The organism is Phytobacter ursingii (assembly GCF_001022135.1).
Lineage (GTDB): Bacteria > Pseudomonadota > Gammaproteobacteria > Enterobacterales > Enterobacteriaceae > Phytobacter > Phytobacter ursingii.
The window spans coordinates 5,058,937-5,072,267 of record NZ_CP011602.1 but is presented as its reverse complement, the minus strand read 5'-3'; the positions used below and the strand labels follow the sequence as shown (position 1 = coordinate 5,072,267).

At 53.7% G+C, this 13,331-nt stretch carries 12 protein-coding genes; 8 read left to right on the top strand and 4 right to left on the bottom strand.

Annotation, left to right across the window (positions count from 1 at the left end; translation table 11 throughout):
- The first annotated feature begins 8 nt into the window (after positions 1-8).
- Together hslO and pckA are read left to right on the top strand one after the other, a co-directional pair.
- Positions 9-887, top strand: a complete 879-nt coding sequence (gene hslO / locus AB182_RS27390) for an Hsp33 family molecular chaperone HslO (protein WP_047372826.1) — start codon at positions 9-11, stop codon at positions 885-887.
- A 350-nt stretch (positions 888-1,237) separates the two neighbouring features.
- Positions 1,238-2,857 (top strand): phosphoenolpyruvate carboxykinase (ATP), encoded by a 1,620-nt coding sequence (gene pckA / locus AB182_RS27385; protein WP_047372825.1) that lies wholly within the window; start codon positions 1,238-1,240, stop codon positions 2,855-2,857.
- Between the two features lie 47 nt (positions 2,858-2,904).
- Here the strand turns inward: pckA and envZ are convergent, their stop codons facing one another.
- Both envZ and ompR read right to left on the bottom strand, forming a co-directional pair.
- Positions 2,905-4,257: a two-component system sensor histidine kinase EnvZ gene (envZ, locus tag AB182_RS27380; protein WP_047372824.1), complete on the bottom strand. Its 1,353-nt coding sequence runs from the start codon at positions 4,255-4,257 to the stop codon at positions 2,905-2,907.
- The gene (gene ompR, locus AB182_RS27375) at positions 4,254-4,973 is read right to left on the bottom strand and encodes an osmolarity response regulator transcription factor OmpR (RefSeq protein ID WP_001157751.1); all 720 of its coding nucleotides are present in this window, start codon (positions 4,971-4,973) and stop codon (positions 4,254-4,256) included. The genes envZ and ompR overlap by 4 nt, the downstream gene beginning before the upstream one ends.
- A 216-nt stretch (positions 4,974-5,189) precedes the next feature.
- Here ompR and greB point away from each other — a divergent pair, with 216 nt between their 5' ends.
- The 5 genes from greB to feoC all read left to right on the top strand — a co-directional run bounded on the left by greB (position 5,190) and on the right by feoC (position 11,409).
- Complete coding sequence (gene greB / locus AB182_RS27370; RefSeq protein ID WP_047372823.1) at positions 5,190-5,663, top strand: transcription elongation factor GreB; 474 nt, start codon at positions 5,190-5,192, stop codon at positions 5,661-5,663.
- A gap of 98 nt (positions 5,664-5,761) precedes the next feature.
- On the top strand, positions 5,762-8,092 hold the full coding sequence (locus AB182_RS27365) for a Tex family protein (protein ID WP_047372822.1): 2,331 nt from the start codon (positions 5,762-5,764) through the stop codon (positions 8,090-8,092).
- Positions 8,093-8,575: 483 nt separating this feature from the next.
- The gene (gene feoA / locus AB182_RS27360; protein ID WP_047372821.1) at positions 8,576-8,803 is read left to right on the top strand and encodes a ferrous iron transporter A; all 228 of its coding nucleotides are present in this window, start codon (positions 8,576-8,578) and stop codon (positions 8,801-8,803) included.
- Between the two features lie 30 nt (positions 8,804-8,833).
- Positions 8,834-11,152: a Fe(2+) transporter permease subunit FeoB gene (gene feoB, locus AB182_RS27355; protein WP_047372820.1), complete on the top strand. Its 2,319-nt coding sequence runs from the start codon at positions 8,834-8,836 to the stop codon at positions 11,150-11,152.
- An 11-nt stretch (positions 11,153-11,163) separates the two neighbouring features.
- Positions 11,164-11,409 (top strand): [Fe-S]-dependent transcriptional repressor FeoC, encoded by a 246-nt coding sequence (gene feoC, locus AB182_RS27350; protein ID WP_047372819.1) that lies wholly within the window; start codon positions 11,164-11,166, stop codon positions 11,407-11,409.
- A gap of 28 nt (positions 11,410-11,437) precedes the next feature.
- Here the strand turns inward: feoC and AB182_RS27345 are convergent, their stop codons facing one another.
- Together AB182_RS27345 and bioH are read right to left on the bottom strand one after the other, a co-directional pair.
- Positions 11,438-11,707 carry a YdgH/BhsA/McbA-like domain containing protein gene (locus AB182_RS27345; RefSeq protein ID WP_047372818.1) on the bottom strand — a complete coding sequence of 90 codons (270 nt, stop codon included), beginning with the start codon at positions 11,705-11,707 and terminating at the stop codon, positions 11,438-11,440.
- 117 nt (positions 11,708-11,824) lie between these two features.
- Positions 11,825-12,598: a pimeloyl-ACP methyl ester esterase BioH gene (bioH, locus tag AB182_RS27340; protein WP_047372817.1), complete on the bottom strand. Its 774-nt coding sequence runs from the start codon at positions 12,596-12,598 to the stop codon at positions 11,825-11,827.
- A gap of 38 nt (positions 12,599-12,636) precedes the next feature.
- Here bioH and gntX point away from each other — a divergent pair, with 38 nt between their 5' ends.
- On the top strand, positions 12,637-13,320 hold the full coding sequence (gntX, locus tag AB182_RS27335) for a DNA utilization protein GntX (protein ID WP_047372816.1): 684 nt from the start codon (positions 12,637-12,639) through the stop codon (positions 13,318-13,320).
- Positions 13,321-13,331: the final 11 nt, after the last annotated feature.

Sequence of the window (13,331 nt, the reverse complement as noted above, 5' to 3'; positions counted from 1 at the left end):
AGAAAACTATGGCTCAACATGACCAATTACACCGTTATCTGTTCGAAAACTATGCCGTGCGTGGCGAACTGGTAACTGTCTCCGAAACCTGGAAGCAGATCCTGGAAAACCATAGCTATCCGCAGCCCGTTAAAACCATTCTTGGCGAACTGCTGGTCGCGACCAGTCTGCTGACTGCCACCCTGAAATTTGCGGGCGACATTACCGTTCAGCTACAGGGCGATGGCCCAATGAGCCTGGCTGTCATTAACGGCAATAACCGCCAGCAGATGCGCGGCGTCGCGCGCGTGCAGGGCGATATTGCTGACGATGCTGATCTGAAAACGTTGGTTGGCAATGGCTACCTGGTCATTACCATTACCCCTGAAGAAGGTGAACGTTATCAGGGTGTCGTTGGTCTGGAAGGCGATACGCTGGCAGCCTGCCTGGAAGATTACTTCCTGCGTTCTGAACAGCTGCCCACCCGTTTGTTCATCCGTACGGGGGATGTGGATGGCGCTCCGGCCGCAGGTGGTATGTTGCTGCAGGTTTTACCCGCTCAGGATACGCAGGCGGTGGATTTTGAACACCTGGCGACGCTGACTGAAACGATCAAAGCAGAAGAGCTGCTTACGCTCCCTGCGCAGGATGTTCTGTGGCGTTTATACCACGAAGAAGAAGTGACTCTGTACGACCCGCAGGATGTGGAATTTAAATGTACCTGTTCCCGCGAACGTTGCGCTGGCGCGTTAAAAACCCTGCCAGATGAAGAAGTTGACAGCATCATTGCCGAAGAAGGCGAGATCGACATGCATTGCGACTACTGCGGTAATCACTATCTGTTCAATGCCATGGACATTGCTGAAATCCGTAACAACGCTTCCCCTGCCGACCCACAGGTACATTAAGACCTTCCTTAATCGCCAGTAAAAGTGCCGCCTTAATGGTGGCACTTTTGCATAGCGCGTCACGTTTCCGCTAAAATGTTTTCTGAAAGTCTTACGTAATTTACTTTCATGAAAGCGATTACAGTCACAAAGCTGCCGTTAAAAATATCGCTTTACGTCGCTTTAGTGACATTTTCTCGATTATTCTGGCTATTATTGCCAGAAACTGTGTCGCCACGTGACCCATGTCACAGCGTTTTCCGCGATTCAGGGTTTGTCGGGATACGTAAATCTATGAGCCCCGTCGCGGTCAGGGAATGAGCAACACCCCTACAATTTCAGGCAGTACATATTGGCTAAGGAGTAGTGACATGCGCGTTAACGAATTAACCCCGCAAGATCTCAAGGCTTATGGTATCAACGATGTTCAGGAGATCGTCTATAACCCCGACTACGATACGCTGTATCAGGAAGAGCTCCGTCCAGACCTGGAAGGATACGAGCGCGGAGTATTGACGAATTCTGGTGCGGTCGCCGTCGACACCGGTATATTCACCGGCCGTTCGCCAAAAGATAAATACATTGTCCGTGATGACACCACCCGTGACACCGTCTGGTGGTCTGATAAAGGCAAAGGCAAGAACGACAACAAACCGCTCTCGCCCGAAGTCTGGCAACACCTGAAAGGGCTGGTTACGCAACAACTCTCCGGTAAACGACTGTTTATTATTGACGCTTTCTGTGGCGCCAACCCGGATACCCGTCTTTCCGTTCGCTTCGTCACCGAAGTTGCCTGGCAGGCGCACTTCGTGAAGAACATGTTTATCCGTCCGACAAACGAAGAACTCGCTGAGTTTAAACCTGATTTTATTGTTATGAACGGGGCGAAATGCACCAACCCGTTATGGAAAGAACAGGGAATGAATTCAGAGAACTTCGTTGCATTTAACCTGACCGAACGCATCCAACTGATTGGCGGCACCTGGTACGGCGGCGAAATGAAAAAAGGGATGTTCTCCATGATGAACTACCTTTTGCCGCTGAAAGGTATCGCATCAATGCACTGCTCGGCAAACGTCGGGGAGAAAGGCGACGTCGCCATTTTCTTTGGGCTGTCCGGTACCGGGAAAACCACCCTGTCCACCGACCCGAAACGCCGCCTGATTGGCGATGATGAACATGGCTGGGACGACGATGGCGTCTTCAACTTCGAAGGTGGGTGCTACGCCAAAACCATCAGATTGTCAGAGGAAGCGGAACCGGATATTTTCCACGCCATCCGTCGGGACGCTCTGCTGGAAAACGTTAGCGTACGCGCCGACGGCAGCATCGATTATGACGATGCCTCGAAAACAGAAAATACCCGTGTGTCATATCCGATCTATCACATCGACAACATCGTTAAGCCCGTTTCAAAAGCCGGGCATGCAACAAAAGTCATCTTCCTGACCGCAGACGCATTTGGCGTGTTGCCGCCAGTGTCCCGCCTTACCGCAAACCAGACGCAGTACCACTTCTTGTCCGGGTTTACGGCAAAACTGGCGGGCACGGAGCGCGGTGTAACGGAGCCTACACCGACCTTCTCTGCCTGCTTTGGCGCGGCATTCCTGTCGCTGCACCCCACACAGTATGCAGAAGTGCTGGTGAAACGCATGCAGGCCGTCGGGGCGCAGGCATACCTGGTAAACACGGGCTGGAACGGTACCGGCAAACGTATCTCCATTAAAGATACGCGTGCGATTATCGATGCGATTCTGAATGGTGAACTGGATAACGCCGAAACCTTCACCCTGCCGATGTTTAACCTGGCAATCCCCACATCCTTGCCCGGCGTGGAGACAAAAATCCTCGACCCGCGTAATACCTACGCATCACCGGAACAGTGGCAGGAGAAGGCAACGCAGTTGGCTAAACTGTTCGTCAGTAACTTTGAGAAGTATACGGATACCCCTGCGGGCGCCGCACTGGTGAGTGCCGGACCGAAGCTGTAACTTTCCAACACAAGCCAAACAAAACCCGCCGAACGGCGGGTTTTCTGTTAGCTGTCTTTCGTCTGCGTGTTCAGGCGGGTAACGGGAACCGGCAGCCAGGCACGGATTGACAAGCCGCCCCGCTCACTGGTACCAAGTTCCAGTAATCCATTATGGTTATCGACAATACGCTGCACAATCGCCAACCCAAGGCCGGTACCGCTGGTACTACGCGCACTGTCGCCACGGACAAACGGCTGGAACAGATGTTTACGCTGCTCCGGCTTGATGCCGGGACCATCATCCTCCACCTGGAACCAGGCACGATTAAGCTCCGTACCGCTACTGACCTTGATCCAGCCATTGCCGTAACGGGCAGCGTTCACCACCATATTGGCAACGGCACGCTTAATTGAAAGTGGATGCATACGAACCAGGATTTCGCTGTCATTAAGCGCCGTATCAATCTCACGCTCATAGCCACTCTCAGCCGCCACCACTTCGCCCAGTACCGCGTTTAATTCGGCGATTTCCATCGGCATCTCCTGCCCGGTGCGCAGGTAGTCGATAAACTGCTCGATGATGGCATTGCACTCTTCGATATCTTTATTGATCGACTCTGCCAGGTAACCATCTTCTTCGGCCATCATCTCTGTGGCCAGACGAATGCGCGTGAGCGGCGTACGTAAGTCATGGCTAACCCCCGCCATTAGCAGCGTGCGGTCATCCGCCAGTTGCTTGACCCCGGACGCCATCTGGTTAAAGGCGCGCGTCACAGAACGCACTTCGGAGGCACCGTATTCACGCAACGGCGGAGGAATATGTCCTTTCCCTACTTTTAGCGCAGCATGTTCCAGGTCCACCAGCGGTCGGTTCTGTATTCGGATAAACAGCCATGCGCCCCCTATCGCCAGGAGCATAATAGCCAGCGTATAGCGGAACAGTGGAGAGAAGTCGCCCTGGTGAATCTCCGTCAACGGCACACGCACCCAGATATTGGGCGACAGCCAGGTTTTCAGCCAGACAACGGGAGAACTCTTGTTAACCTCAACGCGGACTTCCGTCGGACCACCCAGTTGCTGCGCCATCTGCTGGCTTAAAAATTCATAATGCTGCGCCCAACGCAGGCCTGCGTCTTCTGCGGCTTCGTTGGAATAGAGCGAGATGCCGAGTTCGCGATAAATTTCGCGGCGAAACGCCGGAGGAACCACCAGCTGTGTGCCGTCCTCCAGTTGCAGTTTATCGGTCATCAGCATACGAACTTCGTAGGCGAGCACCTTATTAAACTGCTGAAGGCTGGGTAAAATCGCGAAATTCAGCACCACGAGGTAGGTCGTCACAAGGCTGACGAACAGCAATGTGACGATCAACAACAGCGTGCGGGCAAAAGAACTGCGCGGTGAGAAGCGCATTCGCCTCATGCTTTAGAACCGTCCGGCACAAAGACGTAGCCCAGACCCCAAACGGTCTGAATGTAACGTGGATGAGCCGGATCCTCTTCCACCATGCGACGCAGGCGGGAGATTTGCACGTCGATAGAACGCTCCATCGCGGAGTATTCACGACCACGCGCCAGGTTCATCAGCTTATCGCGCGACAGCGGCTCACGCGGATGGCTCACCAGCGCTTTCAGCACGGCGAACTCACCGCTGGTCAGCGGCATCGGCTCATCTTCGCGGAACATCTCGCGGGTCCCGAGGTTAAGTTTAAATTTACCGAAGGCGATGACCGCTTCCTCCTGCGAAGGCGCGCCAGGTAATTCATTTGCCTGACGACGCAGTACCGCACGAATACGCGCCAGCAGTTCACGCGGGTTGAACGGTTTTGGAATGTAGTCATCGGCACCAATCTCGAGGCCAACGATACGGTCAACTTCTTCCCCTTTCGCCGTCACCATAATGATCGGCATCGGGTTACTCTGGCTACGCAGGCGGCGGCAGATGGACAGGCCATCTTCACCCGGCAGCATTAAGTCGAGAACCATCAAGTGGAATGATTCGCGGGTCAGCAGGCGGTCCATTTGCTCCGCGTTAGCGACGCTACGAACCTGGAAGCCCTGCTCGGTAAGGTAACGCTCAAGCAGCGCGCGCAGGCGCATATCGTCATCCACTACCAGAATCTTATAATTCTCTTGCATTGTTTTTACTCCCAAAGGTTCCGACAATTATGAGTGCGTATTCTAAAAAAGTGCGCGTCGAGGACCAGCTAAATCTGGTATAAATTCTAGTCGAAATTGTTACAAAGCATATTTAACAGCAGCTTATATGCACATTGCATCACAGAAATGATGATTAATCCGCACCTTAAGGGGCGGTGATTTGTAAAGAAATCAGAGAAAAAATAAGGCCACGAAATGAAAACGCCCCTGATCACCCGAGAAGGCTACGACAAGCTAAAGCAGGAACTGGATTTTCTCTGGCGTCAGGAGCGCCCGGAAGTCACCAAAAAAGTCACCTGGGCGGCAAGCCTCGGCGATCGCAGTGAAAATGCCGACTACCAGTACAATAAAAAGCGTCTGCGTGAGATAGACCGCCGCGTTCGCTATCTGACGAAATGCCTGGAAAACCTGAAAATTGTCGATTACTCACCCCAGCAGGAAGGCAAAGTTTTCTTCGGTGCCTGGGTGGAAATCGAAAATGACGATGGCAATACATTACGTTTTCGCATTGTAGGTTACGACGAAATTTTTGGCCGCAAAGACTACATCTCCATCGACTCCCCCATGGCGCGCGCGCTGCTGAAAAAAGAGGTAGGCGATGTCGCACTGGTACAGACGCCCGGCGGGGAAGCCACCTGGTACGTTAATGAAATCGAGTATGTGAAGTAACGCACCAGGAACTATCCGGGAGCCCCCGGCGTGACTGGCATTTTTCTGTCTCAATCCGTATAACTATCCCCTGATTTTGTTCAGAAGATGATATTGAAATGATGAATGATTCGCTCTGCCGCATTATTGCGGGTGAACTTCAGGCCAGATCCGAACAGGTAGAAGCTGCCGTTCGTCTGCTTGATGAAGGGAACACCGTGCCGTTTATCGCGCGTTATCGTAAAGAAGTCACCGGCGGTCTGGATGACACGCAGTTGCGTAATCTGGAAACTCGCCTGGGTTATTTGCGTGAGCTGGAAGAACGCCGCCAGGCCATCCTGAAGTCGATTGGCGAGCAGGGTAAGCTTACCGATGAATTGAGTAAAGCCATCAACGGCACGCTCAGTAAAACCGAACTCGAAGATTTGTATTTACCGTACAAACCTAAGCGCCGTACCCGTGGGCAAATCGCCATTGAAGCAGGCCTGGAGCCGCTGGCGGATTTGCTGTGGAACGACCCTTCACACGACCCGGAAAGCGAAGCTGCAAAATACCTCGATGCCGACAAAGGCGTTGCCGATACCAAAGCTGCACTGGATGGCGCACGCTACATTCTGATGGAGCGCTTTGCCGAAGATGCACAGTTGCTGGCGAAAGTGCGTGATTATCTGTGGAAAAACGCCCACCTGGTTGCCACAGTGATCGGTGGTAAGGAAGAGGAAGGCGCAAAATTCCGTGACTATTTCGATCACCACGAACCGATCTCGACCGTACCGTCGCACCGCGCGCTGGCTATGTTCCGTGGCCGCAACGAAGGGGTCTTGCAGCTCTCTCTGAATGCCGATCCGCAGTTTGATGAGCCGCCAAAAGAGAGCCATTGCGAACAAATTATTCAGGATCACCTCGGCCTGCGCCTGAACAACGCCCCGGCAGACAGCTGGCGCAAAGGTGTTGTCAGCTGGACCTGGCGTATTAAAGTGCTGATGCATCTGGAAACCGAACTGATGGGCACCGTGCGTGAGCGCGCGGAAGACGAGGCGATCAACGTCTTCGCCCGCAATCTGCATGACCTTCTGATGGCCGCCCCAGCGGGGCTGCGCGCGACCATGGGTCTCGATCCGGGTCTGCGTACTGGCGTGAAAGTCGCCGTTGTCGATGGCACTGGCAAGCTGGTCGCCACTGACACCATTTACCCCCATACCGGCCAGGCAGCAAAAGCCGCTGTGGCGGTCGCCGCACTGTGCGAAAAACACAACGTTGAACTGGTCGCTATCGGTAACGGAACAGCATCGCGTGAAACCGAACGTTTCTTCCTGGACGTGCAGAAGCAGTTCCCGAAAGTGACCGCCCAGAAGGTGATTGTCAGCGAGGCCGGCGCATCCGTTTATTCCGCCTCCGAGCTGGCGGCGCAGGAGTTCCCGGAACTTGATGTTTCCCTGCGAGGCGCGGTCTCTATCGCCCGTCGTTTGCAGGATCCGCTGGCAGAACTGGTGAAAATCGATCCGAAATCGATTGGTGTCGGCCAGTATCAGCACGATGTCAGCCAGACTCAACTGGCGCGCAAACTGGACGCGGTAGTCGAAGACTGTGTGAACGCCGTCGGCGTGGACCTGAACACCGCTTCTGTTCCCTTACTGACTCGCGTTGCCGGTTTAACCCGCATGATGGCGCAAAATATCGTCGCCTGGCGTGATGAAAACGGCCAGTTCCAGAATCGTCAACAGCTGTTAAAAGTCAGCCGACTGGGACCAAAAGCCTTTGAGCAGTGCGCGGGCTTCCTGCGTATCAATCATGGTGATAATCCGCTCGATGCCTCTACCGTGCATCCGGAAGCCTACCCGGTTGTGGAACGTATTCTGGCGGCGACGGAGCAGTCTTTGCGCGATCTGATGGGCAACAGCAACGGGCTAAAATCCCTGAAAGCGTCAGACTTTACCGACGAACGTTTCGGCGTACCGACCGTCACTGACATCATCAAAGAGCTGGAAAAACCGGGCCGTGACCCGCGTCCGGAGTTCAAAACCGCGCAGTTTGCTGACGGTGTTGAAACGATGAATGATCTGCTGCCGGGTATGGTACTCGAAGGTGCGGTAACCAACGTCACCAACTTCGGTGCTTTTGTGGATATTGGCGTGCATCAGGATGGTCTGGTACACATCTCTTCGCTCGCCGATAAATTTGTTGAAGATCCGCATACCGTGGTGAAAGCGGGCGATATCGTCAAAGTTAAAGTGCTGGAAGTGGACCTGCAACGCAAACGTATTGCGCTGACCATGCGCCTGGATGAGCAGCCTGGAGAGAGCAATTCACGGCGTGGTAACAGCAGCGCTCGCGAGGCAGGCAATCGCCCTGCCGCCCGTCCGGCTAAACCACGTGGACGCGATACGCAGCCTGCCGGCAACAGCGCGATGATGGATGCGCTGGCCGCCGCCATGGGGAAAAAACGTTAAGCCCTTCGCCCTCTCCTTCGGGAGGGGGCACTCTCCTTTCCTGATGTTCAAATCCGAACAGACAGATACATTACGTTATTTCTTTACCGTCAGTATCTCTTTGAATAATCGCTGTATTAATTTTCAAAATTATTAACCAATTTTCCATTGGTTATATTTTAGTTAACAAGATGATCTCTTAAATATTTATTATTAATTTAACCTTAAGCTAGTGGAATAAATTAAACATCCCTTCGCGGCTTCTTATTTCTTATTGCAAACGTGAAATGCAAAACACCATAAATATTGAGCCACATCAACAATGGCTCGGATTTTGATTCCGCTTTGTGCAATATCGCGGTTTAATAGTGATGATAAAAACTATTCTCATTATCATTGTATGAGTGGAGTAACACTCATTGCTGTGCTGGCTAACTATCTGGTTTCATGCGCTTTACTGGCGCATGGTGGGAATGTTGTTTGCGATACATATAAGTAGGTCCTATGCAATTCTCTCCTGACAGTGCGTGGAAAATAACGGGGTTCTCTCGCGAAATCAGCCCGGCGTGGCGCCAGAAACTCCTCTCATTAGGCATGTTGCCCGGCTCATCATTTAATGTCGTGCGCGTAGCTCCCCTTGGTGATCCTGTTCACATTGAAACCCGGCGCGTTAATCTGGTCCTGCGTAAGAAAGATCTCGCATTTCTGGAACTGGAAGCCGTTTCCCGCTAATGGCCCGGCCATGAAAGAGAGAGAAGCACAATGAAAAAATTGACCGTGGGATTAATTGGTAATCCTAATTCCGGGAAGACCACATTATTCAATCAGTTAACTGGTGCACGCCAGCGCGTTGGGAACTGGGCGGGTGTGACGGTTGAGCGCAAAGAGGGGCAATTCTCTACCACCGACCATCAAGTTACGCTGGTTGATTTGCCCGGTACTTACTCGCTGACCACTATCTCGTCACAGACTTCACTGGATGAGCAAATTGCCTGTCACTACATTCTGAGTGGCGATGCGGACATCCTGATTAATGTCGTGGATGCCTCTAACCTCGAGCGTAACCTCTATCTCACGTTGCAGTTGCTGGAACTGGGTATTCCGTGCGTGGTGGCGCTGAATATGCTGGATATTGCCGAGAAACAAAAAGTCCGTATTGATATCGACGCCCTCTCCGCTCGCCTCGGCTGTCCGGTCATTCCGCTGGTCTCGACACGGGGTCGCGGCATTGACGCGTTAAAAATCGCGCTGGATCGTCACCAGAAAAACGGACAAATCGAGCTTGTGCACTATGCGCAGCCGCTGTCGCGCGAAGCGGATGCGCTGGCACAAAGCATGGCCGCGGATATGCCCGTGCAACAACGTCGCTGGCTTGGCCTGCAAATGCTGGAAGGCGATATCTACAGCCGCGCCTACGCCGGTGACGCCGCCCTTAAGCTGGATATTTCGCTGGCACGCCTGCAGGATGAAATCGATGATCCGGCGTTGCATATCGCGGATGCCAGATATCAAACCATTGCCGCGATTTGCGAGGCGGTCAGTAACACCCTGACGGCGGAATCCAGCCAGTTTACGGCAGCCGTCGATCGTATCATTCTGAACCGCTTCCTCGGTTTGCCGATTTTCCTGTTTGTGATGTACCTGATGTTCCTGCTCGCGATTAACATTGGCGGCGCGTTACAGCCGATTTTTGATGCAGGCTCCGTAGCGATTTTCGTCCACGGTATCCAGTGGCTGGGCTACACGCTGCATTTCCCGGAATGGCTGACCGTTTTCCTCGCCCAGGGTCTGGGTGGGGGTATCAACACGGTACTGCCGCTGGTACCGCAAATCGGCATGATGTACCTGTTTCTCTCGTTCCTTGAAGACTCCGGCTATATGGCACGTGCGGCCTTCGTCATGGATCGTCTAATGCAGGCGCTGGGGCTGCCGGGTAAATCCTTCGTGCCGCTGATTGTCGGTTTTGGCTGTAATGTCCCCTCGGTGATGGGGGCAAGAACCCTTGATGCGCCACGTGAACGCCTGATGACCATGATGATGGCGCCATTTATGTCCTGCGGTGCGCGTCTGGCCATCTTCGCTGTCTTTGCGGCGGCCTTCTTCGGCCAGCAGGGGGCGTTACTGGTCTTTTCTCTGTACGTGCTGGGCATTGTGATGGCAATCCTTACCGGTCTGATGCTGAAACACACCATCATGCGCGGCGAAGCGTCACCGTTCATTATGGAACTGCCGGTCTACCACGTGCCGCACCTGAAAAGTCTGGTGTTGCAGACGTGGCAGCGCCTGAAAGGGTTTGTGCTTCGTGCCGGTAAAGTCATTGTGGTCGTGAGCATTTTCCTCAGTGCCCTCAACAGCTTCTCGTTGAGCGGTAAAACGGTCGATAACATTAACGATTCCGCGCTGGCATCAATCAGCCGCGTCTTTACTCCCATACTGGAACCGATTGGCGTGCACGGCGATCACTGGCAGGCGACTGTTGGTCTGGTGACGGGAGCCATGGCGAAAGAAGTGGTGGTCGGGACACTGAACTCTCTTTATACCGCTGAACATATTCAGAAAGCGGATTTCAATCCAGCAGAATACCGTCTCAGCGATGAACTGATCGCCGCGCTCAACGAGACCTGGACCAGCCTGAAAAACACCTTTAGCCTGAGCGTCCTGGCAAACCCGATTGAGGCCAGCAAAGGCGACGGCGAGATGGCAGAAGGTACCATGGGCGTCATGAGTGAGAAATTCGGCAGCGCCGCGGCGGCCTACAGTTACCTGATTTTCGTTCTGCTTTATACCCCATGTATTTCCGTCATGGGCGCCATCGCCCGTGAATCAAGCCGTGGCTGGATGGGATTCTCCGTACTGTGGGGGCTGAATATCGCGTATTCACTTGCCACCCTGTTCTATCAGATCGTGAGTTTTCATGAGCACCCGGTTTTCAGCCTCACCTGTATTCTTGCGGTGATCCTGTTCAACGTCGTCGTGATTGGTGGTCTGCGTCGCGCCAGAAGTCGCGTGGATGTCAATCTACTGGCCAGCCGTAAAACCGTGGCCAGTTGCTGTGAAAGCCCGGCGGGCGACTGCCACTGAGGAGATGAAACATGGCATCGTTAATTGAGGTTCGCGATATGCTTGCTTTACAGGGCCGGATGGAAATCAGCCAGCTCTGTAACGCGCTGCATCTCTCCCGACCCATGGCCGATGCCATGCTGTCGCGCATGGAAGCCATGGGCAAAGCGGTACGTATTCAGGAAGAGGCGGATGGCTGTCTCAGCGGCGAGTGTAAAAAATGCCCGGAAGGAAAATCGGCCTGTGAGCGTGAATGGTGGTCACTGACAGGATGCTGATAGCGGGTCAGACGACCCGCTCATCACATTACTTATAGACATCCGCCGTGGCATGGATGTCTTTTTCATTTTTCTGACCACTGGTCACGACGAAATATTTGCCGCCCAGCTCATCCGCTTTTTTCGACAGCTCTTTTTTCGCGTCCATCGGTGCCGAGGTATCTGACGTGCTAATCGTCCCGACTTTCGTCAGATTCATACCCGCGACCTTATCTTTTTCGAGTTCCTTTGCCGCCATCACGCCAAACGACAGGGAGCCAATCACCAGAGATGTAACAATACCTGTAACAAGTTTCATAGACTTGATTCTCCTCGGGTTTTTTAGATTGTGATGCTGCGGTAAAAAAGATAAGCCAACCGCAGCAACGCTCTGAGTATTGTCGTTAAGCGGCATTTTTTCCAGGTGGCGCAATAATTACCTGGCGAAATTATTAAAATTCATCAAAGCGCTACAGAAATCCTCAGGGTGGGAAATAAAAGGCGCATGGGCGGCCTTCGGAAATATCAGCGACTGGCTTTGCGGCCAGCACGCATCCAGGGTGGCGACAATTTTACGCGGAACCAGCCCATCTAAGCGTCCGTAAAGCCGCAAGAAGGGTATGTCCAGCCCGACCAGCGCTTCACGCAGATCTTCTGTTTTCAGAATCTCCAGCCCGCCGTTCAGCACCTCTGGCGAGGGCATTGGTAACGACAATACCGCCTGCTTAAGCTGACGCGCATCCTGACGGGCCGTATCTGTACCCATCGTCTGCAGGGCCAGAAAACGCTCGACCGTACGTTGAAAATCCTCGCTGAGCTGTTGCTGGAAACCGGCCAGCACATCCGGTTTGATGCCAGGCCATTCATCCTGCGCGCTAAAACAAGGGGATGATGCGACCGTCACCAGTCCGCTGACACGCTCAGGGGCAAGAAGCGCAATCTTGCTTGCGACAAGCCCGCCGAGGCTCCAGCCCAGCCAGATGGCGCGCTGCGGCGCCTGCGCCAATACGCGCTCTGCCATCTCCTGCAATGTCATTGCCGAAAATCCGCTACTGCGCCCGTAACCCGGCAGATCCACCAGATGCAGTGTAAATTGCGAGCTTAGCTGCGGCACAATGCAATCCCAGACCTGCGCGTTCAGCCCCCATCCGTGCAGCAGCACAAGATGGCAATTTCCTTCGCCTTTGGTTTCCCACCAGATGTTGTTCATCAGTTATCGTTCTCTTGCTTAAAACAGGGAGGGTGAACATGCTAACAGTGCCGGGCTTATGCTGGCTATGTCGAATGCCGCTGGCGATAACGCACTGGGGATTGTGCTCCTGCTGCACCCGGGCGGTGGTTGCTCCCCTTTCCGTTTGCCCGTGCTGTGGTTTGCCTGCAGCGAGCCAGACATTGCCTTGCGGCAGATGCCTGCAAAAACCGCCGCCATGGCAGCGTCTGGTGGCGGTCAGCGATTACGCATTGCCATTGAGTATGCTGGTGCACCAGTTCAAATTTGTGCGACGTCCCGAAATGGCAAAAGCGCTGGCACGCCTGCTGATACTGGCGGTCATTAATGCCCGCCGGGCACCGATGTGGCAAAAGCCCGATATGCTTATCAGCGTACCGCTCTATCAGCATCGCCAGTGGCGCAGAGGATATAACCAAAGTGACCTGCTCTGTCGCGCACTTGACCACTGGCTTGGCTGTCGCTATGAACAGAGCGCCATTACCCGCATTCGGGCCACGTCCATACAACATCATCTCAGCGCCCGGTTACGCAAGCGCAACCTGAAAAATGCCTTTCGCCTTGAATTGCCCGTACAGGGACTCCATATGGTTATCGTGGATGATGTCGTCACGACCGGCAGCACTGTCGGGGAAATAAGTCGGTTGCTCCTGCGCAACGGCGCGGCGTCTGTTCAGGTATGGTGCCTTTGTCGAACCTTGTAGACCCTCGATGA